The sequence below is a fragment of the Gardnerella sp. DNF00038 genome, assembly GCF_049262855.1.
In the GTDB taxonomy this organism is placed as follows: Bacteria; Actinomycetota; Actinomycetes; order Actinomycetales; family Bifidobacteriaceae; genus Bifidobacterium; species Bifidobacterium vaginale.
The window spans coordinates 1,446,374-1,472,523 of record NZ_CP058407.1 but is presented as its reverse complement, the minus strand read 5'-3'; the positions used below and the strand labels follow the sequence as shown (position 1 = coordinate 1,472,523).

At 43.3% G+C, this 26,150-nt stretch carries 23 protein-coding genes and 4 tRNA genes; 21 read left to right on the top strand and 6 right to left on the bottom strand.

Annotated features, from left to right (window positions below):
• Positions 1–4: 4 nt before the first annotated feature.
• Complete coding sequence (locus HXT19_RS05740; protein ID WP_101891729.1) at positions 5–676, bottom strand: hypothetical protein; 672 nt, start codon at positions 674–676, stop codon at positions 5–7.
• A 171-nt stretch (positions 677–847) separates the two neighbouring features.
• Positions 848–1,024 carry an FmdB family zinc ribbon protein gene (locus HXT19_RS05735; protein WP_004114314.1) on the bottom strand — a complete coding sequence of 59 codons (177 nt, stop codon included), beginning with the start codon at positions 1,022–1,024 and terminating at the stop codon, positions 848–850.
• A 240-nt stretch (positions 1,025–1,264) separates the two neighbouring features.
• On the opposite strand from HXT19_RS05735, the gene HXT19_RS05730 reads away from it, so the two are divergent.
• The 10 genes from HXT19_RS05730 (at position 1,265) to fdxA (ending at position 8,317) form a co-directional block, all read left to right on the top strand.
• Entirely contained in the window at positions 1,265–2,308 is a 1,044-nt protein-coding gene (locus tag HXT19_RS05730) for a hypothetical protein (RefSeq protein WP_029600596.1), read from the top strand.
• 192 nt (positions 2,309–2,500) lie between these two features.
• Positions 2,501–2,794, top strand: a complete 294-nt coding sequence (groES, locus tag HXT19_RS05725; protein ID WP_004114319.1) for a co-chaperone GroES — start codon at positions 2,501–2,503, stop codon at positions 2,792–2,794.
• A gap of 148 nt (positions 2,795–2,942) precedes the next feature.
• The gene (gene hisC, locus HXT19_RS05720) at positions 2,943–4,037 is read left to right on the top strand and encodes a histidinol-phosphate transaminase (RefSeq protein WP_004114321.1); all 1,095 of its coding nucleotides are present in this window, start codon (positions 2,943–2,945) and stop codon (positions 4,035–4,037) included.
• 128 nt (positions 4,038–4,165) lie between these two features.
• Positions 4,166–4,247, top strand: a tRNA-Tyr gene (locus tag HXT19_RS05715).
• A gap of 1 nt (position 4,248) precedes the next feature.
• Positions 4,249–4,320, top strand: a tRNA-Thr gene (locus tag HXT19_RS05710).
• 4 nt (positions 4,321–4,324) lie between these two features.
• Positions 4,325–4,398, top strand: a tRNA-Met gene (locus tag HXT19_RS05705).
• A 50-nt stretch (positions 4,399–4,448) separates the two neighbouring features.
• Positions 4,449–4,619 (top strand): 50S ribosomal protein L33, encoded by a 171-nt coding sequence (gene rpmG / locus HXT19_RS05700; RefSeq protein ID WP_004114322.1) that lies wholly within the window; start codon positions 4,449–4,451, stop codon positions 4,617–4,619.
• A gap of 88 nt (positions 4,620–4,707) precedes the next feature.
• Positions 4,708–5,991: an FAD-binding protein gene (locus tag HXT19_RS05695; RefSeq protein WP_422119667.1), complete on the top strand. Its 1,284-nt coding sequence runs from the start codon at positions 4,708–4,710 to the stop codon at positions 5,989–5,991.
• 214 nt (positions 5,992–6,205) lie between these two features.
• Positions 6,206–7,816, top strand: a complete 1,611-nt coding sequence (locus HXT19_RS05690; RefSeq protein ID WP_422119666.1) for an APC family permease — start codon at positions 6,206–6,208, stop codon at positions 7,814–7,816.
• Between the two features lie 180 nt (positions 7,817–7,996).
• Positions 7,997–8,317, top strand: coding sequence for a ferredoxin (fdxA, locus tag HXT19_RS05685; RefSeq protein ID WP_004114327.1), 321 nt, complete (start codon positions 7,997–7,999; stop codon positions 8,315–8,317).
• Here the strand turns inward: fdxA and dinB are convergent.
• The gene (dinB, locus tag HXT19_RS05680) at positions 8,314–9,648 is read right to left on the bottom strand and encodes a DNA polymerase IV (RefSeq protein WP_004573715.1); all 1,335 of its coding nucleotides are present in this window, start codon (positions 9,646–9,648) and stop codon (positions 8,314–8,316) included. The genes fdxA and dinB overlap by 4 nt on opposite strands.
• Before the next feature lie 113 nt (positions 9,649–9,761).
• Here dinB and HXT19_RS05675 point away from each other — a divergent pair, with 113 nt between their 5' ends.
• Together HXT19_RS05675 and HXT19_RS05670 are read left to right on the top strand one after the other, a co-directional pair.
• Positions 9,762–10,700, top strand: coding sequence for an EamA family transporter (locus HXT19_RS05675; protein ID WP_415681664.1), 939 nt, complete (start codon positions 9,762–9,764; stop codon positions 10,698–10,700).
• Between the two features lie 119 nt (positions 10,701–10,819).
• Positions 10,820–10,906: transfer RNA gene (locus HXT19_RS05670), tRNA-Ser, on the top strand.
• 65 nt (positions 10,907–10,971) lie between these two features.
• Here the strand turns inward: HXT19_RS05670 and HXT19_RS05665 are convergent.
• Both HXT19_RS05665 and HXT19_RS05660 read right to left on the bottom strand, forming a co-directional pair.
• Complete coding sequence (locus HXT19_RS05665; RefSeq protein WP_415681665.1) at positions 10,972–11,688, bottom strand: helix-turn-helix domain-containing protein; 717 nt, start codon at positions 11,686–11,688, stop codon at positions 10,972–10,974.
• Positions 11,639–11,767 carry a hypothetical protein gene (locus HXT19_RS05660; RefSeq protein ID WP_415681666.1) on the bottom strand — a complete coding sequence of 43 codons (129 nt, stop codon included), beginning with the start codon at positions 11,765–11,767 and terminating at the stop codon, positions 11,639–11,641. The genes HXT19_RS05665 and HXT19_RS05660 overlap by 50 nt, the downstream gene beginning before the upstream one ends.
• A gap of 151 nt (positions 11,768–11,918) precedes the next feature.
• On the opposite strand from HXT19_RS05660, the gene HXT19_RS05655 reads away from it, so the two are divergent.
• Entirely contained in the window at positions 11,919–13,769 is a 1,851-nt protein-coding gene (locus HXT19_RS05655; protein ID WP_415699122.1) for a glycoside hydrolase family 13 protein, read from the top strand.
• 21 nt (positions 13,770–13,790) lie between these two features.
• Positions 13,791–15,059 carry an MFS transporter gene (locus HXT19_RS05650; protein WP_004114336.1) on the top strand — a complete coding sequence of 423 codons (1,269 nt, stop codon included), beginning with the start codon at positions 13,791–13,793 and terminating at the stop codon, positions 15,057–15,059.
• Between the two features lie 257 nt (positions 15,060–15,316).
• Here HXT19_RS05650 and HXT19_RS05645 read toward each other — a convergent pair whose 3' ends face one another.
• Positions 15,317–16,447 (bottom strand): IS1249 family transposase, encoded by a 1,131-nt coding sequence (locus HXT19_RS05645; protein WP_119675912.1) that lies wholly within the window; start codon positions 16,445–16,447, stop codon positions 15,317–15,319.
• 450 nt (positions 16,448–16,897) lie between these two features.
• Here HXT19_RS05645 and HXT19_RS05640 point away from each other — a divergent pair, with 450 nt between their 5' ends.
• The 7 genes from HXT19_RS05640 (at position 16,898) to rpsI (ending at position 25,777) form a co-directional block, all read left to right on the top strand.
• On the top strand, positions 16,898–20,317 hold the full coding sequence (locus tag HXT19_RS05640) for a hypothetical protein (RefSeq protein WP_422119665.1): 3,420 nt from the start codon (positions 16,898–16,900) through the stop codon (positions 20,315–20,317).
• 180 nt (positions 20,318–20,497) lie between these two features.
• A complete protein-coding gene (locus HXT19_RS05635) occupies positions 20,498–20,791 on the top strand; it encodes a metal-sensitive transcriptional regulator (protein ID WP_004114342.1) in 294 nt (97 codons plus the stop codon).
• Positions 20,792–20,870: 79 nt separating this feature from the next.
• The gene (locus tag HXT19_RS05630; protein WP_422119664.1) at positions 20,871–21,512 is read left to right on the top strand and encodes an IMPACT family protein; all 642 of its coding nucleotides are present in this window, start codon (positions 20,871–20,873) and stop codon (positions 21,510–21,512) included.
• A 93-nt stretch (positions 21,513–21,605) separates the two neighbouring features.
• Positions 21,606–22,274, top strand: a complete 669-nt coding sequence (locus tag HXT19_RS05625) for an AbrB family transcriptional regulator (RefSeq protein WP_415681669.1) — start codon at positions 21,606–21,608, stop codon at positions 22,272–22,274.
• Between the two features lie 109 nt (positions 22,275–22,383).
• Entirely contained in the window at positions 22,384–24,552 is a 2,169-nt protein-coding gene (gene malQ, locus HXT19_RS05620) for a 4-alpha-glucanotransferase (protein ID WP_422119663.1), read from the top strand.
• 266 nt (positions 24,553–24,818) lie between these two features.
• On the top strand, positions 24,819–25,268 hold the full coding sequence (rplM, locus tag HXT19_RS05615) for a 50S ribosomal protein L13 (protein ID WP_004114349.1): 450 nt from the start codon (positions 24,819–24,821) through the stop codon (positions 25,266–25,268).
• A 20-nt stretch (positions 25,269–25,288) separates the two neighbouring features.
• A complete protein-coding gene (rpsI, locus tag HXT19_RS05610; RefSeq protein ID WP_004114350.1) occupies positions 25,289–25,777 on the top strand; it encodes a 30S ribosomal protein S9 in 489 nt (162 codons plus the stop codon).
• Positions 25,778–26,150 lie beyond the last annotated feature (373 nt).

The following is a 26,150-nucleotide window of genomic DNA, read 5'->3' as shown; positions in this document are numbered from 1 at the left end:
TGTTTTATCCTCGTATTGCAATAACCGCAAGGTTTGGAATAATAGATTGTGTATTTATTATCTGTAATGCAGACTCTGCAGGCATGGCTAGTAATGCGTTTTGAGATGAATTACCTGTCTTGACTACTATTACGTCGTGGATAAAAGAAATGTTTTTATTTTCTTGAACAATGTCATTCTCGTTATTATCTCCTCTTGAAACTTTGCTAAATGCTATTGAAATATTTTCGCCAATGTTTAAATCTTGGTTGTTGCTTGCCAGTTTTATTGAAATCGTTGTGAATCCTGGTGGAATTTTTGTTTGTTGCGTAATCTGACTAGTAAAAATAGGCATACCATATTTGATATTGCAGGTTGCGATAATAGCGTTTTTAATCAAATCTTTGTTAATAACATGATTAAAAACACTGTTTTTGGGCACGTTAACATAAGACAAATCATCTTGTTTAATAAGAGTGCCTTTAGATATATCTCTAATTGCTACAGGTATGATTTGCGTTTCTTGACAGCTCGTAATCATATTTATTGCAATAAGTGTTGCAATGCTAATAAAAAATACTGTAAGCGCATTTAACAAAAGTGCTTTCTGCCTGCGTTTTAAAAGCATGGCTGGTACTTGATTTTCGTGCGCATCATGCGTGCTAGATGTGTTTTTTAATATTGATATCATGCTCATAGAAGCATCATCTAATAAAAGGTGATGCTTCTACAAGATATTTTTGTCAATGTGGTTAAAGGTTATTTTCTATTGTAAATCAGATGATTTTTATACACTTTTCCACAAATTGGTTAATAAGCGAAATTGTTTATGCACATTTCCACAAATTGTTTGTACCTGCTTGAAAAATTATTTATCAGTGCGATAAAATCCGCTACCTTTAAAATTGATTGGTGGCGCAGAAAACACCTTACGAAGTTCTGGTTTTCCGCATTTTGGACACACTGTAATTGGGTCATCTTCAAACGATTGATATTCCGAAAAATCATATCCACATTGCTTGCAACGGTAATGATAAGTAGGCAACGGTTCCTCCGATCTTTATTTCCATCACATATCCTAGCTCATTCCCGCACCGCATGAAAGATGACTTAAAATATATGCAAAAAGATGCAGTAATTTGTAAAAATTTAATGTAATAATTCCTATAATTGCGACACGCCGAATTGGTTTTGGCTCTTCACATCCGTAACGCACTTTATATTTATACGTATGGGTTATGAATCGGTGAGTGCGTTAATTGTATTAATCATCATCATAGCCTTAATGTTTGGTTGGTTGCCTAAGCGCACTGTTAACAGCATGAAGTCAATGTTGGAACACAGCGAAGATAGGTATTCACCTTCGCTGCATATTGTGGATGAGCGTAGTGCTTCGCTGTTCCATGAGTGTAGTGGTGCGATGGCGAAAGGGGTTGGAATGCAACCGTCAGAGAAGCGATCGAATAAAAATAAGAACACTAAAAATAAGAGCAATAAGTCAAAGGTGTTAAGAGATAATTTTACTCCGCAACATGTGGCTCGTATTCGTGCTCTTCGTCGCGCTGCGGTTCGTCGTCGCCGTATTTTGGTTTTTTCGCTTGTTTTTTTGACTCTTGTGGTTCTTGTAGCTGGTTTGTCTGGATTATATTCTGCTTGGTTCGCTCTTATACCATTCGCTATGGTGTCAACAGTTCTTTACTTTGGCTATATTGCGGCAAAGCATGCGCGAGATTGGGAAGCGCGCGTTGCTGCTTATAACAAATCTGCTGGAGTGCCGCAAAACTATGGTAAAAAAGGTTATGGCGAATCTAGTGAATCTATTGTGGAACCAGTTTTTGACGCAATTGTCAATTCTGTTGTAGCTCATGAAGAAGAGTATCAAAATTATTCATCAGGTTCTGTTACACAATATTCGTCGAATACTCAAGACAATACAGAAACTTCTGTTATGCAGCAGCGTGAAATTAGTATGGCTTTAGAACGCGTCAATTCGCAGAATGCTAATGGTTATGTATCTGCTGGTAATCAGTCATCGTCTTTGCCTGATGTATCTGATTCTTCTGGCGCGTCTGATTCGTCTGAATCTCATCAAGATTTAATATCTTTCTCGTTTGGGTCTGATTCTACAGAATCTTCTTCAAATGACAAGAATAATGGTCCGTTAAGCTTGGAAATAAAGTCCACTAAGCAGGTTGCTAAGGCAATTTCAGCTAAAAAACCGCTTTCTACTAAAGAAGCTTCCGATAATAATGTGGAACCACCAGTTATTACTGAAGATTCATTAGGAAAAGCTGATTTGCGAGATGTTTTAGCTCGTCGCACTGCATGAAAATAAGTTTAAAAGTAGATTAAAATACACATATTTTTAAAAAATTTTCCAAAATTTTAGCACTCTAGTTGGTAGAGTGCTAAAAACGCGCTATTATAAATCACAGTGCGCGATAGTTTTGACGTGATCGTCAGCCTCGTCAATATTATTTGTGCGAATAGTTACATTTCTCTTAAGAAAGAGGTGGCGACAGTGTCGATTAAGCTCACACCGTTGGAAGATAAGATTATTGTTAAGCAAGCTCAGGCAGAAACTCAAACTGCTTCTGGCTTGTATATTCCAGATAACGCTAAGGAAAAGCCACAACAGGGCGAAGTATTGGCTGTTGGACCAGGTCGTCGCGACGACAAGGGTGAGCGCATTCCTATGGACGTTAAAGTTGGAGACAAGGTTCTTTACTCCAAGTATGGCGGCACAGAAGTTCATTACGAAGGCGAAGATTATTTAATTGTTTCGTCTCGTGACGTTCTTGCAATCCTTGGCTGATTTTTGATTAATTGTTTGGTTGATTGCTTTGCTAATCGCTTGTAATTAATCAAATAATATTTGAATCTATTTAACGCTGAAAATAACGGTTCGCCGCTGTTTTCAGCGTTTTTGCTTAATTTGTTTAAGACGCGACTATTATAAAATCATGGATTACAAACACCGCAGTATTCTAGATAGTTTGCCAAATTACAAGCAAGGCAAACCAGCGCCCGCATTAGACGGCATTCGCGCATATAAGATTTCGAGCAACGAAAACCCATTTGAGCCGTTAGAAAGCGTAAAAGACGCTATTTCTAACCGCGCGCTTGGTGTTATTAATCGTTACCCAAATATGCGTGGAACAGAAGTTGTAGAAGAGTTAGCTAAAAAGTTTAGCGTTACTCCCGATGAAGTTGTGCTTGGCTGCGGCTCCACAGAGGTTATTACGCAGCTCGTAGACTTAGTCGCTGGTCCTGGAGACGAAGTTATATACCCTTGGAGAAGCTTTGAGGCATATCCAATTATTGTTACGGGTGCTGGTGCTACAAGCGTTAAAATTCCTAATCGCGCAGATGGGTCGCACGATGTGGACGCAATGATTGATGCAATTAATGAGCGCACGCGTCTTGTTATTTTGAACAATCCAAACAATCCTACATCCGCGCAACTTTCTGATGAGGATGCTAGAAAGGTTTTGGATGCTGTACCAAGCGACGTTTTGGTGCTTATTGACGAAGCGTATGTGCAATTTAACAACGCAAAAGGTACGGCAGATGGCATGCAACTTTACCGCGAATATCCAAACGTTGTTGTTGCTCAAACATTCTCTAAGGCATACGGTTTAGCTGGCTTGCGCATTGGATACGCTATTGGCGCTGCAGATGTTGTAGACGGCATGAGAAAAGTGGCTGTTCCATTTGGAGTAAGCCAAATTGCACAAGTGGCTGCCATTGCCTCTTTGGAACCTCAAGCGCTTGTAGAGATGCGCAACCGCGTAGATGCACTTGTTAAGGAGCGTAATCGCGTTGTAAGCGGTTTGCGTGAACAAGGGTGGAATATTGTCGAGCCGTACGCAAACTTCTTCTGGATGCCGTTTGGTGAAGACACAGAGCGAGCTAATCAGCGTTTTGTTGATGCAGGTCTTTCTGTGCGAGCTTTTGCTGGAGAAGGTATTCGCATAACAATTGCGGAAACCGAAGCAAATGACCGTGTTCTTAAAATATGCGAGTCTTTAAAGAAAGATGGTTTTTCGCTTAAATAATCATATTTTTGACTGCATTTAGATGCGGTTTTTGCCTTTCGGCGTGTCTTAATCTTGCATTAGTCTCGCGTTCGTGGCAAAATAACAAAGTTGCCGTTTGGAGATATTCTTCTCCGTTCGGAAACGTTGGCGGGTTACCAGAGCGGCCAAATGGGACTGACTGTAAATCAGTTGCTTCGTGCTTCAGTGGTTCAAATCCACTACCCGCCACGCCTCGATAGCTCAGTGGTAGAGCACTTCCTTGGTAAGGAAGAGGTCGTGAGTCCGATTCTCACTCGAGGCTCTCTGGCGGGGTAGCTCAGCTGGCTAGAGCGTACGACTCATAATCGTAAGGTCAAGAGTTCGAGTCTCTTCCTCGCTACAATGGCCAGCAGGAGTTGGTCAACACACAACATTCTAGAGGTGAACGAAATGGCAAGTAAGAGCGCAGACATCCGTCCAGGCATTACGCTTGCATGCACGGAGTGCAAGGAGCGTAATTACATCACGACGAAGAATCGTCGTAATACGCCTGATCGTCTCGAGTTGAGCAAGTTCTGCCCACGTTGCGGCAAGCATACTCTCCATCGCGAGACTCGCTAAGCGAGTGAGCTTCGGCGAAGTTTTGTAGCTTTATTTACCCCGCGTTTTGCGGGGTTTTTTGTTATTTAGTGCTGTTAGGATTAGGCATATGAGTATGCAATCATCCTTATCGAAATCTGATAATCCAACTTTCGCAGACCTTACAACAATTGGGGTTGGGGGTAGTATTGCTCGTTTTGTAGAGCCTAATAGCAGGGTGGCTGTTATTGAAGCTGTAGAAGATGCCGATTGTGCGGGATTGCCATTGTGCGTTATTGGTGGCGGATCTAACATGCTCGTTAGTGACGAGTTGTTTAACGGAGTTGTTGTGCGCGATGCTCGGCGTGAAATTTGTGTTTTAGATGAGGCGGCTCCTAGCGAAGATGGCGTTGATAAGGATAGTGGAGATTGTTTAGTTCACGTTAGTGCAGAAGCGGGATGCAATTGGGATGATTTTGTATCGCAAACGATTCAGCTTGGATTGGAAGGCGTAGAAGCACTTTCTGGTATTCCTGGAACTGTTGGGGCATCTGTGGTGCAAAACATTGGCGCATATGGTGCGGAAGTGGCGCAAAGCGTTGAATGTGTAGAGGTTTGGGATCGTAAAGATAAAACAACTTTTTATATGGGTCTTGCGGATCTTAAGTTTGGCTACCGCACGTCTGTTCTTAAAAAAAGCATGTATAAGGCACCTAGTGTTGCTGCCGATTGTTTCTTTCCAACGCCTAGATACGTTGTTTTATCTGTTACTTTTTGCTTAAAACATTCAAAAACTGGTGTTGTTGCTCATTCGCAGCTTGCTCATGCGCTTGGAGTGCAAGTTGGGGATCGAATGGAAACAGCTAAGATTCGTCGCGAAGTTTTGCGCGTTAGAGCGTCTAAGGGCATGCTTGAAGATGCTATGCGCTACGCAAATAAGTGGATGTGCTACGCAAAAAGCGAAAGCGGTGTTGAGTCTGCGATTAGTCTTCAAAATGAAGACTATGTTTGTGGAGATTTGTTAGACGGCGATTCTAAGTATGCCGATCGTCATAGTTGTGGAAGTTTCTTTATGAATCCGATTTTGACAGAATCTCAGGCAGAGTTGCTCCCAGAAGACGCTCCGCGATTTGATGCCACTTTGCCAGATGGATCTAAGGGCATCAAGACTTCTGCAGCATGGCTGATAGATCATTCTGGATTCCATAAAGGATTTAGGCTTACGCAAAACGATGGCATAAAAAGTGAGGCTGGGTTGTCTTCTTTGCACACTTTGGCATTGACCAATCGTAATAATGCAAAATGCAAAGATATTGTTGATTTAGCGTGCAAAATCATAGATGGTGTTTATGATTCTTTTGGCGTAAAACTCGTTCCAGAGCCTGTACTGATCGGCATTAACTTAGATTATTAATGTAAGTTGTTAACACAAATTTAGCATAATTTAACATAATAAATCGCGATTTGTGTTGTGATTTTTCGCTGAACACAGTACTATGCTCTTTTAATATCGTAAAAATTATTGTTTGATGGCACTTAATGTGTGTTGAACTGTATTTTTTTGTGATTAATAACATATATACCCTTATATGGAATGTTTTAGACGTAGTTTTAGAGAAGGTTGGATTATGCAAATATGGAGAAAAAAGTCTGTTGAACAGACTATTGCAGAAACAATGGATGGTGATCGCCATCTTAAGCGTACGTTAAATGCATGGGATCTTGCCGTTATGGGCGTAGCTGTGGCAGTTGGTGCTGGCATCTTCTCCGTTGGTGCTCAGGCTGCAGCGTTCCACGCAGGTCCTGCAGTTATTATTAGCTTTATCATCGCTGGTATTGTTTGCGGAACGGCTGCAATGTGCTACGCGGAGTTTGCTTCGATGATTCCTGTTGCTGGTTCTGCATACACATTTACGTATACCACAGTAGGCGAGCTTGTTGCTTGGATTATTGGTTGGGATATGATTCTGGAAATGCTTATGGCAGGATCCGTTATAGCCAAATATTGGGGCGTTTATCTTAACGATTTAATGCACTTGTTTGGTCTTAATGTATCTACTTCTGTAAAGCTGGGTAATTTTACTTTCGATCTTGCTCCAGTAGTTATCGTTGCATTCTTTACGATTATGCTTGTTGTTGGAACAAAGCTTTCTGCTCGTTTTGATGGTGCTTTAACTATTCTTAAGATTGGTATTGTTCTGTTTGTTGTTGTTGTTGGATTCTTCTACATTAAGGCTTCTAACTTCACTCCATTTGTTCCACCTGCAACAGACGTTGCTAGCGTTAAGGGTATTCACGTTTCTGGCACCATGAGCCAGCCGCTTTGGCAGTGGATTACTGGTATGCAGCCAGCTGTTTACGGTGTTACTGGTATTCTTTCTGGCGCAGCTCTTGTGTTCTTTGCTTTTATTGGTTTTGATGTTGTTGCAACTACTGCAGAAGAAACTAAGGACCCACACAAGAACATTCCTAAGGGCATTGGTCTTGGTCTTTTGATTGTGACTGTTCTTTACATTCTTGTTGCTGTTGTTACAACTGGTATGGTTTCGTACAAGGATTTGGCTAAGCAAGAGGCTCCTTCTCTTTCTACAAGCTTTGAGCTTGTAGGCGCAACTTGGGCAGCAAAGATTATTTCTCTTGGCATTGTAATCGGCTTAACAACTGTTGTTATGGTTCTTCTTCTTGGTCTTACGCGTATCGTGTTTGCTGTGAGCCGCGATGGTCTTCTTCCTCGTAGCTTCTCTAAGGTTAGCAAACGCGGCATTCCTGCACGTATTCAGATTGTTTCTGGCATTGTAGTTGCTATAATCGCTTCTACATTAGATATTGGAATTCTTTCTGATATGGTGAATATCGGTACGCTTTCTGCATTCTTGCTCGTTTCTGCTGGTGTTCCGATTATGCGTATGCGTAGACCAGATTTGCACCGATCCTTTATGGTTCCATGGAATCCAGTTTTGCCTATTTTTGCTGCGCTTTCTACGTTCTGGCTTATGCTAAACCTTTCCGTGCTTACATGGATTCGTTTTGCGATTTGGCTTGCGATTGGCTTTGCAGTATACTTCGGCTATTCCTACCGCAATTCTTTGCTTGGAAGGCAGTTACGCAAGGCTAAGAAGCTTGGTGTTCCTGTAGAGTCATTGTTTGCTCAAGATGCTGTTGCAGCTGAAAAGATGGCTCAGGGAGAATCTGAAGACCAGGCTCGTGCAGAAGCTGCTCAAGAGACAGGTAATAATTGATTATAAAATCTTGAATTAAGATATTATCTTATTTTTAGATTTATTGATTCTAATCACGTTGAGTCGGCATGCGGTTTTACGCGTGTCGACTCAATTAGTTTTGCGCGCCGTGTTTGCACTATAATAGAAAAGTTAAATTGTTTCATTAGAGCAAAAGAATGCAGAAGGGGGGCGTTTGTTATGCCTTATGTTATTGCAGAACCTTGTGTTGACGTTAAGGATAAAGCTTGTGTTGACGAGTGCCCTGTTGATTGCATTTATGAAGGCGATCGTACGCTTTATATAAACCCTAATGAATGTGTTGATTGTGGTGCTTGTGAACCAGCTTGTCCTGTAGAAGCCATTTTCTACGAGGACGATGTTCCAGAAGAGTGGGAATGGTATAAAGACGCTGCAGTAGAGTACTTTAACAAACTTGGTGATTTAGGTGGAGCGCAAGAAGCTGGTCCATCTGGCTGGGATGAAGATCGTGTAGCTGCTCTTCCTAAAAGAGATGCTTAAATACCTAGTTGCGCCGCATTGTTTCCATATTTTTCTCTTACAGCATCTAAAACATGTTCTGCGTGACTTATTCGTGCATAAGTATTTTTTACTGCGTTTTCTCTAATTGATGTTGAATTTTTGTATGTATCGTTGTTTATTACGGTTTCTCTTTTGCTTTCTTCAAGAATGTCATTAATAGTTGGCTGAATGAAAGTTTTGCTGCATTTCACAAGATTACTAGCGCTTACTCCTGCCAGCCTAACTGGGCTTAATAAGCAAATATTATTTCCGCCTAATTTATGATTGTGTACTATAGGGTCTGCATCCATTAACAATGAGTCAACGTGCTTATATAATTCATGGGAAGAATCCGTTGCGTTTCTTAACGTTTTAGATCTAGTAACATAGTGCAAATCGCTGAATCGTAGCTTTAACGTGACAGTTTTGGTTGCCATATTGCGTTTGCGTAGTTCTTGCGCCACGTCATTGCAGCAGTGCCTGATCAGGTTTTTCACTGCTGCAATATCTGTGGTGTCAGAATTGAGAGTTTGTTCTGTACCAATGGATTTTTCTGGAACATGGGGCATGACCTGCCGATTATCGATTCCGCGCGAAGTGTTATAAAGCATTTGTGCAACAATCTTAGAGCCAGCAATTCGTTCCAGAGTCTTTTCATCTATATTTCTTAGTGTTTCTATACTATTTATTCCCCATGCTGCTAGCTTTTTTGCCAGAGCTGGTCCAATTCCTGGTATTGCTCGTAATGGCATTATTGACACAAAGTCAGCGTTGCGGTTCTGGGGGACAACCAGCATTCCATTTGGCTTTGCATTTGTTGATGCCATTTTGGCTATTAATTTATTGGATGCTATTCCCACTGAGCAGGTGATATGAAACTTACGCGCGACTTCGCTTCGTATCCATTCGCCTATAACAATAGGCGAATGCCAGCGTAAAAGTGCGGAGTTAACATCCATATAACATTCGTCTACAGAGACTCGTTCAACCCTATCTGTGATTTTTGAAAAAACCTCCTTAAAAATCCTAGATGAAATGGAAACGTAGTATGGCATATCTACCGGCAAGAAAATGCCATTAGGGCACAAGCTTCGTGCTCGCGCTGTAGGCATAGCTGAATTGACGCCATACTTACGTGCCTCGTAGCTGGCTGCCGAAACTACGGAGCGCGAGCCTGTACCAATAATCACAGGTTTACCAAGTAGCCTAGGATTACGCGCCGCCTCGAGTGATGCGTAAAACGCATCCATATCGATATGAAGTATTGTGCAGCCAGACGTGTCATGCCCCCAGTCGCGTTTAGCTGCTGTAACTCGAGGTGCTGTGCTCATGGATTTATGGTAGAACAAACGTTCGATTTTATCTATAGTGTGTCGCAATAAATTTTACGAAAAATATAATCAAAAATATGCAAATATAACTACTGCCGTGTAGGGTATGCTGTATGAAACAAATCATAGTGAACGCGCTAAATCGAATGCCTGTTTTGCTTATTGTTGTTGTGGAAGCGGCGATGGTTTATTTAGCAACATCAATAGCGAAAGTCGCGTTTAGTCAGCTCGATCCGTTGTATTCTGTGTGGTATCGCGTTGGATTTATGACTTTGTTTTTGCTTGCTTGGAGAAGACCTTTTTCGCACAAAAAACGCGCGCACAATTCTTTGCCTAAAACGTTAAAAGAATGGTTAATTGTTGTTGCAGTAGGAATTTCCGTTGTTCTTATGAACACCATGTTTTATTTAGCTATTAGCTGTATGGCTGTGGGGGTCGCAGTTACTATCGAGTTTGTAGGACCGCTTATGGTTGCTGTTATAACGGGTAAAACGTGGCGTGAGCGCATTGGTATAGTTATTGCCGCGTGTGGGATCGTGCTTCTTGCAAGCGCTTCTATGGGTTCTAATGAAAGTCCGCATTTTCTTGTTGGATTAGTTGCAATTCTTATTGGCGGATCCATGTGGGGAATGTATATTGTCTCTGGGCGAATGTTGGCTAGAGGTTCTAATGCTATAGACAGAGTTAGTGTAGCTATTTTAATTGGATGGTTGTTGCAATCTAGCGTACTTGCAGTTCCTGCAATTTCTCATGTTATATACCCTAAGTCAGGAGCTACTTGGGCTGCACAGTCTGGCGGTTCTATAAAGCTTTTAGCTTTGATGGTTGTTATTGCGATATGCGCATCTTTTATTCCTACGCTGTTGGATCAAGTTCTTTTAAAGCGCGTGTCTTCGGCAAGATATTCTGTTATGCAGGCTTTATATCCTGCTATTGCGGCAGTTGTTGGAATGGGATTTGGAGAAGTGCCAACTTGGATTGATGTTTGTGGAATGGCTCTAGTTATGTTGGCTGTTGCGATTACATTTTCGGGAGACCATAATCCTGCATAAATTTTGCTGTTTGGCTATTCAATCCACTTTTGTGTGTTTGGTGTGTCGCTGAAGCATTGTGCACGTCCTCAAGAGGTGATATAGTCTGAATCTGTTGCTATCTTGAATAGCTACAAAGTGGAGTCATGCCTGAGTGGCCGATAGGGGCACCCTGCTAAGGTGTTAGTCGTGTAAGCGGCTCGAGAGTTCGAATCTCTCTGACTCCGCGGTTTTAGCTCTAAATCGTTGATTTTTCAGTGATTTAGAGCTTTTTTTTGTTTTGATTTTTGGCCTATAACCCGCCGGGTCTGGGCGGACAGTATCTGTGCGCACAAAGAGGCGACGCCCTGGGCATCGGCGCGGTTGTTCTTGCTACGGAAACGCTGAACGTTCCGCGGATCGTAGCCTGCGGCGCCCAACGCCAGTTCGAAGGTGGGGATGCGTTCGGTAAAGCTGTATCGCCTGAATGACCCTGGTTGGGGGAATTCGACGAGGCCGACCTGCGGGTGCCCGAGATCGCGTATGTGCTCGGCGGCGTCCCGCATGGATGCGGTGTTATCGAGGAGCACCGCGGCGTCATAGCCTTCGGTGTCCTGCGAGTCAAGGCCGACGATGGGGATGTTGGCATCCGCCAACTGGGAGGATTGCTCGGGGCTGAGCAGAATCGAGGCGATGATGATGTCGTCGGTGTTCTTGTTCTCGGAGATGCTGCGGAAATAGCTGTCCATCTGTTCCGGGGTGTGCAAGACGATGGGAAAGAGATCATATCCGCTTCCTGCGATGGTCGTATACAGACCTTCAAATGACGTGGAGGTGAACCAGGTGTTGAAGCGGTCGACGAAGAGCGCACTGATACGGAAGGATTTGCGGGAAGCCAGCGCGGAAGCGCTTTTTGACGCACGAAATGCTCACGTTCGGCTATGGCCTGGATGCGTAGCCGGGTGGCCTCGCTGATGCGTTCATCGTTGTGTAGGGCACGGGAAACCGTCGAAAGTGATACGGAAGCCATTTCGGCTATATCCTTCAACAACATTCTTCTCTGTCCCGCCTGGAATCTCCTGCTTACTGCTGCAATTGTACTGTGCCATCGACCGCCCGCTATCCCATCGGCGGGACGTGGGGAGCGAAGTTCAGTGACTATTTATTGCTAGCGCTTGCATAAATGTTGTGCAACTGTTAGCATAACGATTGTTGTTCCAAACACTATCAATGACGATTAGAAGAAAGTCAGAGTTGACTATGAGTACAGATTCATTGAACCTCAAAGTATCCCAGGATGACACAACGGCCGTGAGTGTCGTATTCGGAACCGATGCGCAGGAATCCGACGCGCTGAAGGACGCGCTCTGGTGGAAACAGGCTTCGGTCTATCAGATCTACCCGAGGTCATTCAGCGACAGCACTGGATCGGGTTTGGGTGATATCAAGGGCATCACCTCAAGAATGGACTATCTGAGCGATCTGGGCATCGATGCGATCTGGCTCAGCCCTTTCTACCCCTCCCATTTGCTCGATGGCGGATATGATGTGGACGATTATCGCAATGTGGACAGTCGTCTGGGCACGATGGATGATTTCAGCGAAATGGTCGAGGCCGCGCACTCCCGCGATATCAAGGTCGTGGTGGACATCGTGCCGAACCATACCTCCAGCCATCATCCGTGGTTCCAGCAGGCCCTGAATTCGGAACCGGGTTCCGCGGCGAGAGAACGGTATATCTTCCGCGAGGGGCGGGGCGAGCATGGCGAGTTGCCGCCGACGAACTGGATCGCCAACTTCGGCGGTCCCGCCTGGAAGCGTGTGGCCGACGGCCAATGGTATCTGCATCTCTTCACGCCCGATCAGCCCGATCTCAACTGGGATAACAGGGAGGTGCGTGATGACTTCCTCAAGACGCTGCGGTTCTGGTGTGACCGTGGTGTGGACGGTTTCCGCGTCGATGTCGCACACGGTTTGGCCAAGGACCTGGACCGGGATGACCTTGACCAGTGGGATGTTGACGTATTCAAGCCCATTCCCTCCGATGGCTCGCATCCGACCTATGACCGCGATGAGGTGCATGAGATCTACCGTGAATGGAGGAAGCTGTTCAACCAGTACAATCCTCCGCGTTTCGCGGTTGCGGAGGCCTGGGTGAACCCTGACAGGCAGCATCTGTACGCCAGCCCCAAAGAGCTCGGACAGGTATTCAACTTCGAATTCGCGAAGAAGAACTGGATCCGCGACGAGATGCACGAGGCCATTGCCGAAGGCATCGCATCGGCGAAGCAGTCCGGCTCGACCTCGACCTGGGTGATGAGTAACCACGATGTGCCGCGCAATGCCAGCAGATACGCCTTGCCCCAGGTTTCCGTACCGGGGCATCAGCATCAGCTCGCTTTGGATTGGCTGCTGCGTGATGGCAAGACCTATGTCGAGGATCGCGCGCTCGGCACCAAACGTGCCAGGGCCGCCATTCTGCTGGAACTTGCACTCCCCGGTTCCGCATACATCTATCAGGGTGAGGAGCTGGGCCTGTTCGAAGTGGCAGATATCCCCTGGGACCGGCTCGAAGACCCGACTGCCTTGCGCACCGCCCGTTCCGGTATGAGCAAAGGCCGTGATGGGTGCCGTGTGCCCCTGCCTTGGGTCGCGGCGGATGCCGGTGTTCGTGATGGTGGGAGTGCTTTCGCGCAGACAGGGTCCTTCGGTTTTTCGCCTGAACGTACGCAGGACGGGGAGACCCCGACCCGGCCGCATCTCCCTCAGCCCTTGTGGTTCCGTGATTTCGCCGTTGACCGAGAGCGGGCGGACCGTAACTCGATGCTCAACCTGTATCGTCGGGCGCTCGCCTTACGTCATGAGTTGAAGCTGTATGACACCGATCTCGAATGGTTGGAGCAGGATGCGGAATCCGGAAGCAAAGACGGAGCGGACGGCAATGCGGGCGGTGTGATCGCCTATCGTCGCAGCAATGGCTGGGCGAATCTGACGAACTTCGGTGCCACGCCAGCCGCCCTGCCTGAGGGCGATGTACTGCTGTGCTCGGGAGAGCTGACTGCGGACGGCATGCTGCCGCAGGACACCAGCGTGTGGATGCGTTTGCGGTAACGGGCGGGGAGGAACATCACCATGAGTACACAGGTCCGGACCGCGGCGTCGAAACGCCCCACATCCCTCAGCACAAGTGCCTTCTGGCGCTTCATGATTGGTTTCTTCGTCTTCAATACCTTGATTTATGCGGGTTTCACGATGGTGACCGGCATATTGATGCCTCAGAAGCTCAAGGATCTCGGTATTGCGGATTACAGTTCAGCTCTCGGCACCATCAGTATGGTCGGGGCCGTGCTCTCCATGTTCATCAACGTATTCCTGGGTGCCCTTTCCGACCGGACGCGAACCCGATTCGGCAAACGTTCCCCCTGGATAGTCGTCGGTGCTCTGCTGACGGGTCTAGGTTTCTTCATCATCAGTCTGCCTGCGACCTGGGTGGGCATCGGCATTGCCTACTGTGTGTCTCTGATAGGTCTCAATATGATGGTGGCCCCTATCACTGCGGTGCTTTCCGATCGCATCCCGGAAACCCGTCGCGCCACGATTTCCGCGGCCTTCGGTGGCGGAGCCGTGGTCGGGCAGGCCGTCGGCAATCTGGTTGCCGCGGCTTTCATCATGCATGTGCTTCTCGGTTTCGGCGTGGCATCCGTGCTGCTGATCCTTTCCGGCATACTGGCGGTTACCGTATTCCCGCGTGAGGGAAGCAACCGTGACGATCCTCGTGAACAGGGAAGCCTGTGGCAGGTCCTTCGTTGGTCCTTCACCCCGCCCATACGGGGTGCCGGTGATTTCTGGAAGGCCTTCGTGTGCAGGACCGGTCTGATCATCGCCTATCAGATGGTGACCTCCTTCCAGCTGTACATCCTTCAGGATTACATCGGTGAATCCCGTCATACATCGGCGACCGCGATTTCGGTGATGTCGATTATCACGATGATCGTCTCCCTGGTGGCGACCTTCTCGTCAGGGCCTGTTACGGATAAAATCGGCCGGCGCAAGCCTTCGATCTTCATCGCAGGGGTGCTGTATGCGGTCGGTATCGCGATGCCGTGGCTGATGCCATCCCGGATGGGCATGTTCCTCTTTGCGGGTATCTCAGGTTTCGGTTACGGCATGTACATGGCTGTCGATCAGGCCATCAACGTTGATGTGCTCCCGGATGAGAAAACAGCGGGCAAGGATTTGGGCTTCCTGAACATCGCCACATGCGCCGGGCAGGCCATCGGATCTTCAGTGACTTCAATCGTCGTCGCGGTGACGGGTGGTTATTTCTGGGTGTTCCCGGTGGCGATACTGATGACTGTTGTTTCGGTGGTATCCGCACTGTCGATTCGGCGCATACGCTGATAGGGGTCCGGATATGCAATCAGGCCGGCGTAGGGGGCGCCGGCCTGAACTGTTGAGGAAGAGAGAAGAAGGATTCAATTATGGTTATCGGGAAGTCTGCAGAAGGGGAATCTGTGGCTAATGCCCATTTTGTGTGTCTTTATTTTGGTGTTTTTGCTGGTGATATTGCGTAATTTGGGGTTATAGGTCAAAAAGTGTGTAAAGCTAAGTTGATGAGTATTCTTAAAATAGAAGCAGTCAGCTTAGCTTTTTAACAACTACTGGTAGTCTTCACGACTCTTATGGAAATCATTCCAATCAACACCAGTACCATATCTTGCTGGTATTACAAATACTTCAGATAATCCCTTCTCAGAACGCTCCCAAGCTTGCTGATAGAGTTGTTCTATACGTTTACTAGTAAAAGAATGAGTGACTATCCAAGACTTATCTCTTGGTTTACTCGTGTTTAAATAACACCACCAGCATATAGCATGTATACGTTTTAACAAGCTTAATCCACGATGATTACGTAGCATAGCGCGAATTCTACTATTCATTGATTCAATAGCATTATTAGTTGGTGGAATAGGATGATTGCAATCTTCTGGAGGATTAAGAAAAGTAAACATATAACCCTCACGAATACGCCTATCAATCATTGATTTAGCACGAACTAGCCTTTGATGAGTATCAGCAATACTACCATCACAATACTTGCTTTTCTCTTTAAGAAAATCACTCCAAGTATTCACCCAATTATTGTAAGAAATAAGCCAATGACGAGCTTGATCTTCTGTTTTTATGTCAGAAACAATGTTAGCTAATGATAGTAATTGCTTACCAGGAGTAAGACGAGGATTAACTCCAGTTAAAGCTTTAACGTTAAGACCTATATGGAATAAGCAACGTTGTATTTTCGTGTTAGGCCAATATGTTTTTACTGCTTTACGAATACCACCAGAACCATCACAAACTACTACTAGCGGTTCCGCAATACGCTGCATTAGGTAACCCCACGCGCGACTATTCTCACTACGAGCCACATACCAGCCTAAAACATGTTTACCAGAGTAAGCGATTAATACTACAGATTTACGTCCTAAATGAATACCATCAACATGAATGTAATCATAAACTTCATCCACGAATGGTACCTGTGGCCATAAGTCCCATAAAAACTTATTCTTACGTCTTAAGGTACGGGCTGAGAAGTCGTAGGAATACTTATCCTGAGTCTTATTAGATAAAAGCCAATTTAAACTAACTGTTAAATCGTTTGATTGTTTATCATACGCTCTACTTTTAGAAGCCCCACAGTTAGAACAACGGTATCTAGTAGTGCCAGTACTGGTGTGACCATTCTTGCTCATTTTGTGATGACAGTTATCACATAGTGGATTATTCATACAAATGAAGAATAACCCACATTCGATATACCACGAGCCCTACTGTTATAAGGGTTATGAGCTTATTTTTTACACACTTTTGTCCGGGTGGCGAATGTGCAGAAAACAGATTCGATTACCGCAAAACCCTTGTATTGCAAGGCCTAAGACATGATTTCTTACACACTTTTTGGCCTATAACCCCCTATAACCCATAATCCGATTCACTGTATTACCTGTATTCCCACTTAATCGTCGCAAATTGCCAGCCGCCGTAATTGTGTGTAATTGTGCACAATTGTGTATAACAATGTGGATAACTACCCTCTAAAATAGCCTTTAACCACATTGATAGATTTTTATTTACATAATTAAATCCCTAAATCATAGTTAGAGCATGAGCGATTTTTCGTTCATCGTGGCTAGCAAAACGTTTGTCACGTAAGAGAAAACAACGTTTAAGGAGTTGATATGGGAAAACATGGATGTAAAAAGATTCCAATCTTTTTACGCAATAAGCGCACGCGAATGTTCTCTTTACTGACAGCGTTGCTGGCGACTATTGCAATTGTTGTTGGAAATGGTGTAATTAGCGGAGCATATGCGTTTGACGATATTCCTACGTATATAAGCAATTACTCTGGTTGCGGAGCTGAAGGTGACTATAAAGGATTGTATTCAGTTAATGACGACATTACATATTGCGTTGATCTTCATGAGTCTGGAAACGCGTTTGCAGATACTTCTTGGGGTCCTGTAGTAAATAATCGTGATGTTGCGATTGCTGCAATGATGATAAAACTGAGCGTTAATGGAAAGTATTGGCGCGGTGACTATAGAGACAGAGTCGCAATTGCTTATGCTATTCATGAACATTTTGAAGATAAAGACAAATGGAATAATGCGAAACAGCATTCGTTCACCAGTACTAAAGATTTTAGTGAAATAGCTGCTAAAGCTGATGAACTTTGGAATGAAGCTGCTAGCAAAATTCCTACAAAAGTTTCATTTGAAAATTTGTATGGGACTTCAGGCAGTTCTGGTGAAATAAAAGTAAAAGCAGAAGGAGTTCTAAGAACAGCATATAACGGTGATGACGGTGTTGATTTTAAAATAACTGCATCGAATGGAAATATTATGTTCAAAGATAACTATTATTACAACAATAGTGAATTAAAAGCAGAACGCAAAGGTTTTATACGTACAGACAAAGATTATTCAGATGAATTTGTTTGGGTTGCGTCTGGAGAAGGCAAAGTTGATATTAATGGCGAATATTATCTTCCAAACTTGGAGAGAAGAGATACAAAAAGCGGTTGCTACTTGCTTAGATTATCGCAATCTCCTGTGAAATATAATATTGATAGTTCGATTTCTATTGATGCGCATAGAGATTTTTACCCAGCTGTTACATCAAAATCTGAAGTTAAAAAGTTAAAACTAGGCGATTCTGTAGAAGGTAATGTAAAAAGTAGCGTTAATAACGAAGAGAATAAGCCTTGGATTGAAAATAAGAAGATTCGTGCGCGCGGATACTACTTTGTAGGATCGTATGAAAATATTCTAAAAGAACGTGCAGTGGGTAGTAGCGTAGATGACTACATAAAAGAGTTGCGCGCTGATTCTAGCATTAGACAAGTAGGTGCAAGTGACGTTTACTTTACTAAATCAGGTGAAGAAGCTAAAACAGTTGTTCATGTAACAAATGGAGATATGAAACCAGAAAATCTTGAAAAAGCAACAGAATATAAAGTTGGTGAACAAGATGCTGGACTATTTGGTACATGGGTTTGGACTATTGCTAAAAACGAGCAAGATAATGACGTTAAAGATTTTGTTTCTAGTGATTTTATTGAAGGTTTTGGTAAAGCACAATCTACTTTAACTCATATGGCAAAAGTAAACATAAAACATGTTAAAAATGCTAAAAATAAAGATTCAAATGAAGTATCAGATACGATTGTTGTTAGTGGCGCGCCAAAAGATTACGGAATGTTTAAAGGCAATAAAGAGTATGGATTTGATGGCGATGAAAATATGAAAGTTCGCTTGTGGTGGATTGGGTATGAAAATGGCACTGTTGATAAAGAGTCTATGAGTAAGTTAAATCCAAAATCAGATAAAGAGCCTGAGGAAGACGATAATCACAAGAAAATTGGCGAATGGTCAGTTCCGCTTAGAAATGGCGTTTATACGATTGCTAACGGAAAAGTGATGCTAAAGGAAGATTCTGCGGATGGCGCTGGTAATAGTGGTGCTGTTGGCAATAGTGAAAAGGGTAATGAAAAAGAAGAGTCAGAGCTTGGAAAGAAAGTTGCCGATATTGTTAATTTGAAGTCTGGCAATTCGGGCGAAAGTGGAATGTATGTGTTTGTATATGATTTCCCTGGTTCTTCTAGAGCAGAAGCGTTTAAAACAGCGTTTAACGATGAAGACAGTAGAAGCAGATTTACTCAAGAAAAAGAAGAGCATAAAACAGTAAATAATAATTCTGAAGGTAATACTGGTGATGCCAAGCCAAGTGGAGACGCAAAGCCAAGTGGAGACGCAAAGCCAAGTGGAGACGCAAAGCCGAGTGGAGACGCAAAGCCAAGTGGAGACGCAAAGCCGAGTGGTGAAAGTAAGCCAAGTGGTGACGTTAAACCAAATGGTAATAAGCCAGATGGTGATGCAAAGCCGAGCAATAATAAACCAAGTGGTGACGTTAAGCCGAGCGGTGACGTTAAGCCGAGCGGTGACGTTAAGCCGAATGGTGGTGATAAACCGAGTGGTGATGTAAAGCCAAGTGGTGATGTAAAGCCAAGTGGTGATGCGAAGCCGAATGGTGGTAATAAAAGTGATAACGTATCTACGAATAACAATGATAATAAAGTAAACAACAATGATAATAAAGTAGAAGAATCTGGTGAAGTCACTAAGAATGAGATAGATCCAAAAACGTCTGCTGGAGGCGCTGTTGTAGACAATATCGTCAACAAGCAAGACTCTCATGATCAAGGTGCGCAACAAAATAATAAACAAGATACTCAGTCAAATACGCAGCCAAATACTAATCAAAATACACAAAGTCAAGGCAATAGTGCCCAAACTGCGCAGAATCAAGGTGGTCAAAATGCTGGTTCGCAAAAACAACATCAGCAAACTGGTGATACTGAAAGTAAACAAGATAACAATATTAATGTAGATAGTTCTCAGAGTGGTTCTGATTCTCATTCTGCTGTTAATAGTGATAATACAAATGTAAACGGTTCTTCGCAAAAGAATAATGAAAGTAACAAAGTCGATAAAAGTGATAAAGAAAATAATGCTGGCGTAGTAGATAAAACAAACGCAGGTAAATCAGGTAAATCAGATAATGCTGGGAATGCTGGTAACACAGATAATGCTGGTAAATCAGATAATGCAAGAAACGCTGGTAGTGCTGGTAAATCAGATAAATCTGTGAATGCAGAGAATACGGAAAATGCTGATAATGAGAATTTGAGTAGCAAAAATGTTCACAGTGATAAAGCAGATAAGTCATCTAAGAAAGATTCTGGTAGTAGTGTAACTGTGCATAAAGGCAATACGAATAGTGATAAAAAAGATGGTCGCACAACAAAGAGAACAGCTTCTGCAGCGGTTTCCAGCCTAAATACTGATGAACAGAATGATGATAAATCTAAAAAAGAAGCATCTGGTTTAGGATCTGAGTTTCTTGCAGAAAGCCAATCAGAGTATACAAATACAAAAAGGAATAAGCGCAGGCATGCTCGTGCAGGTGTTGTAAGTGCCACATCTTTATTTAATGCTGGTATAAAAATTGAGAGTGTTTTGATGCTTTCTATGGCAGTATTACTTATTGCTGGTGCTATAGTTTTGGGAAAAAATATATATCGCGTTGTATATTAACAAAATATTAAATACAAATAAAATTGTTGCGTTGTATAATATGCATAATTTATTCTATAGATATCGTTTTCTATAGATATAGTTTATTGACGTGGCGTAGTTTATGCATGCATACTATACAACGCACAATTTTGATATAGACAATATGTAAGAAGTGCTGTTTATATTACGAGGTTTTATATGAGCGACTACAACATAGATAAAGAAAAAATGTTGGTTCGTCTACATAGGGTATGTGGACAGGTTCATGCTGTTGAGAATATGATCGAAAAGGGAGAAGATTATACAAATATTCTTATGCAGCTTTCTGCTTCTACTGCAGCTCTTAGAGCTGTTGCCCTTATAGTTGCTCATCAGGAAATCTCAAAAGCTTTAGAGGCTGCTCAAAATGCTTCAGATCAAAAAGTTACCGACAAGAAAGTTGCCGAACTTGTTGATGTTGTAGATCATTTAATGAGATACGATAAATCGTGATTTGTGATTCTAACGGTTTCGTATAATTTATCGATAGCGTTTAAAACTGTTTGAATTGAAAACGATTTGAATATTAAGTATGAATAATATGCGAACCGTAACTGATTTATCTGAAGAGCCTGCGCACTTTGCCTTCGTGGAAAAGAAGTCTGAATTTATTTCAGATGCTTGCCATATAACAACTCTTGAAGAAGCAATAGATTTTGTAGAGTCTATTAGGCTAAAACATCCTAAGGCGCGGCACGTGGCTTATGCTGCTGTGTGCGGAGACAATAATGGCAGACTGTGTGAGCGCATGAGTGACGACGGAGAGCCTTCAGGTACTGCTGGGAAACCTATTCTAGATGTTGTAAGGGCTTCTAATCTTACAGATACAGTTGTAACAGTTACGCGTTATTTTGGTGGGATTTTGCTTGGCTCTGGTGGATTGATGCGCGCTTATTCACATGCAGCAGCTGGCGCTATACAGTCGAGCAAAATGGCAGATATCATAGAATGTAATTGTTTTTCTTGCAAAGTCGAATATACTCAGCTAAGAATGTTTAAACGCTTATTGCTAAAACATAACGCAGAAATTATGTATGAAGAATACGGAATTTCTGTAGATTTAAAGGTTTGTGTTCCTTTTGAAGAATCAGATAGATTTTTAGAATCAGTGAAAAATACATTTTCAGCTATAATAATTCCTAAATCATGTGGTGTTTACAGTAGGATTTCCTGATAAAGTTTTCTCACCTTGTCTGTTTTAGAATTTGTGGCGTAAAACTGATACATTATATTGGATATTGGTAGCTAAAAGGTTGGTGAGTAGATTATGAGTGATATACAAGATCAAAATAATCTTGAACACAATGATGATTCGCGTAGTAATTCTCATGACGATTCTCATGAAATTTATGAGCCTTTGACATCTATTTATGAGCGTTTACGCCACTCCAGTAATTCTAAAGAGCTTCACGAATTTGCTGTAAAAGAACTCCCAGATAGAGCAGATCAAGCAGAATTTTCTAGGGCTACGGCATTACTAGAAGCTGTAGCAGGCAACATAAATACTCCAGAAGAAGATCGTATTCATCTAGCAACAGTGATGCCATTCCCTAATATTTTGGTTAAACTTTCACAGGATAAATCTGATAACGTTCGTTTAGCTGTTGCTAAAAATCGTAATGCTAAAAATTGGCTAGTAGGAAGACTTACTAAAGATTCTTGCGGAGAAGTTAGAGATGCTGCATTGTGCAATCCGCAGACATCATGGAAAATGCGTCTCGAGGGTGCTCAAACCGAAGGCGTTGGGGCAAAAACATTAGATTACTTAGCCTCACTTGGTGTAGGTGAAGAAAGTAAGGATTCGCCAGTACTTTCCGCAATGGTAAGAAGAGCAGTGGCGCTTAATCCTGGTGTGTCGCAGTCAACATTGATAGCTTTGTCAAAAGACAAAGACCCAGATGTTTCCTCTGCCGCATTAGAAGTTTTAAATAAATAAAGTTTTAAATAAATAAAAAAATTTAGATAAGTCTTGAGTGTAAAATTAAATTAAACAATAATTGCATACGTTTGCATAAAAAACTCACATATATACTACGATGGAAACTATGAACAATAAAAATGAAGAAAGTACTCAGCAAACAAGCCCATTAAGGCGTTTGGCTGAGTTAATGGGAGTACGCTCCAAATTCGTTGGATCGGATGGAATAGAACATCAGATTGCTGATAACGTGCTTGTAAAAGTATTGCGCTCTCTGTGCGTAGATGCAAGTACTGATAAAGCGATTGAAGAATCAATGCAGAAGATTCTTTTGGAACGTCATACACGTTTAGTTGCTCCAACGGTGTTGCATACAGTTGGTAAAGAAGACACTGTTATAATCAACACAGGTATTTTGGAGTATCCTACAGCAACTTTGATATTGGAAGATGGAGAACAGTACCAAGGTGACTTGCAGATTTCTCCATGCAAAGATGATGTTGCGTTCCCTGTTAATGGCACTTTTGTGGCAAGCTCTTTGTTGACAATTCCAGCAGACGTGCCTATGGGGTATCACACTCTACGAATAAGCGTTGCAGATCGAGTAGAAGAGGCTTCACTTATTAGTGCTCCAGAAAGCATTGATACTCTAGAAAAGCTTGAAAAAGATGGAAAGCAGATCTGGGGATGGATGGCTCAGCTTTATTCCATTCGTTCTTCTAAGTCTTGGGGTGTTGGCGATTACGCAGATTTAGCTGATCTTCTTGTGCAATCAAAGAAAAAAACAGGTGCAGATTTTGTGCTTGTAAACCCATTGCATGCAGGTGAACCAGTTGCACCATTAACGCCGTCTCCTTATTTGCCAGTCGCAAGAGGAATGGTTAATGTAACCTATATTCGCCCAGAAATAATTCCAGAATATGATTCGCTTAATGATAAGGATCGTAAGACTGTTGACGATCTTCATAACGAAGTAGAGCCTCTTAATAATGATGCTCAAATTGTTGATCGTGACTCCATGTGGCGAGTAAAAATGCATGCTTTGTGGATTATTTTTAAGTCTGGGCTTTCTGCTGAACGCTCCGAAGAATTTGAAGCATTTAAGCAGGACATGGGTGAGCGTCTTGAATCTTATGCAACTTGGTGCCTTTGCTACGATAAGTGGGGTGCTCCTAAGGGAGAAGACTGCTGGGAGAAGCATCTTACTAAAGATTCCGATGAGATTAGCGCTTTATGTAAACAATTCCCAGATACTCTAGAGTTTTATCGTTGGCTTGAGTGGATTGCGTTTACGCAATTGCATGATGCTCAAGTTGCAGCTAAAAATGCGGGTATGCGCATTGGCATTATGTCGGATATGGCTGTTGGCGTGCATCCTGCAGGCTCCGAGGTTTGGTGGAATCCAGAGCGATTTGCCAATGGTGCTTGCGTAGGTGCGCCTCCTGATTACTTCAATCAGCAGGGTCAAAACTGGTCTCAGCCTCCGCTTAATCCATTCGAGCTTGAGCGCACTGGATTTAAAGTGTACAAAGATATGGTTCACGGAATGTTTGCATCTGCTGGCGCTGTGCGAATTGACCATATTCTTGGGCTTTTCCGCTTATGGTGGATTCCAGAAGGATCTACTCCAGGTGACGGAGCTTACGTTTACTATGATGCAGACGTTATGCTTGGCATTCTTGCGATTGAAGCCACGCGCGCAAATGGTGTTGTAGTTGGAGAAGACCTTGGTGTTGTGCCAGCTGAAACTTTGGAAGTTTTGGCTAAGAATAAGGTTCTTGGATGCACAGTTGAGTGGTTTGAACAAGGGGACGGCGAATTCCGCGAGCCTAAGAAGTGGCGCGAAATGACGCTTGCTTCTGTCAATACTCACGATTTGCCACCTGCTGCAGGCTACTTAAACTACGAGCACGTTAATATTCGCGAGCGTTTGAATCTTCTTTCGGGATCCGTAGAAGAATTCCGCGCTGGTGCTGTTAAAGAGCATAATGCGATGCTGAAAATGCTTGTTTCTGGAGGTTTCTTAGACAAGAAGGCTCTAGAAAATGAATCTGAGCATGAGCAAGAGATTGTAGAAGCATTATATCGAGCACTTAAAGCTGCTCCTTCCAAGCTGCTTGCTGCATCCATTGTTGATGCAACGGGTGAGCATCGTGCTCAGAATCAGCCTGGCACCAATGATGAATATCCAAATTGGCGTATTCCTTTGGCTGATGCTAATTGTAATCCTGTTCTTTTAGACAACTTATTTGACTTGCCTAGAGTTAAGTCTTTAGCGCAAATCATGAATAAATAGTTCTAGATGCGTGATTAATTGCGGGCTGTAGCGTTTGTTGATATTCGCGAGCGTTGCAGTCCGCATTGTATGTAAAATAGAAACTTGCAAATAGTCGTCATATGGCGATATACTTGCAGATTGTTGTGTTTCCCTAAGGGGTCCTTCAAAGCGCTTTTCCCACTCGCCATCGAGGACTTTCAGGGAGCCCACGGATTATGAGCAGCATATCTCCTATAAACCAAGAAGATATAAAGCTCGAAACACAATAGAGAAAAGGTACGATTGTGAAGACTTTCACACCGAAACCAGCAGATTTAACTCATGACTGGTATATTATCGACGCCACTGATGTGGTGCTTGGTCGTTTGGCTTCCCAGGTAGCCATTTTGCTGCGTGGTAAGAATAAGCCAACATTTGCTCCTCATGCTGATTCTGGCAATCACGTCATTATCATTAATGCAGATAAGATTGCTTTAACTGGCAATAAGTTGAGCAAGGAATTGTATTCTCACTCTGGTCGTCCAGGTGGACTTCGTCGCGATAGCTATGCTGAGCTTTTGGAGAAGAATCCAAAGCGCATCATCGTTTCCGCTGTGAGGGGAATGCTTCCAAAGAATCGTCTTGCTAAGGTTCAGCTTGATCGCCTTCGTGTGTTCACTGGTGCTGAGCATCCTCATATTTCGCAAAAACCACAGGTCTTCGAGATCTCTCAGGTCTCTCAGCAGGCTAAGTGAATCGTAAGGAGAATATGATTATGGTAGATAACAACAACTCCGCGGTTCTTGAGAATGAAGAAGAACTGACTAGCTATACAACTGAGACAAACGCTGGCGCAGGTACTGGTACTTCTGCCGTTGCTCCAGGCTATGGCACTGGTCGCCGTAAGGAAGCCGTTGCTCGCGTTCGTTTGATTCCAGGCACTGGCAAGTGGACTATTAATGGTCGCGCTCTTGAGGAATACTTCCCATCTCGCTTATTGCAGCGTGAAGTTAATTCCCCATTTGTGCTTTTGAAGCTTGAAGGTAAGTTCGACGTTGTCGTCTTGGTAGACGGTGGCGGCACCACTGGTCAGGCAGGTGCAATCCGTTTGGGTGTTGCTCGTGCTTTGAATGCTATTGACCGTGATGCAAACCGTGCTTCCTTGAAGAAGGCTGGCTTCTTGACTCGCGACGCTCGCGTTGTGGAGCGCAAGAAGGCTGGTTTGCACAAGGCACGTCGTGCACCTCAGTTCTCAAAGCGTTAAGCTGCGAAGAATTTATATTTTCAATGGCTTCTGGCTTTTGCTGGAAGCCATTTTTTGTATCTAATGCGGTTGAATGTTCTAAATGTTATTAATCGTTTATAAGTAATCATTAAATCTAACATTCTAGAAAATTTAGAGGATAATCGCACATAAATAGTCACAAATAATAACAAATAACGAACATTAGAGGATAAACCTCGCTCATAAATAGCGCAACTCGCTGCAAATCCAAAATAGTACAGTAAATCAAGTAGATTGTGAACTGTATCACATTGTTAGACATTTAAGATGTGTTTATAAAGAAGATTCTTCATGTAAATGTCTGCATATGAAATGTAAATATAAAAATATATGAATGATCGAGGAGGACCAA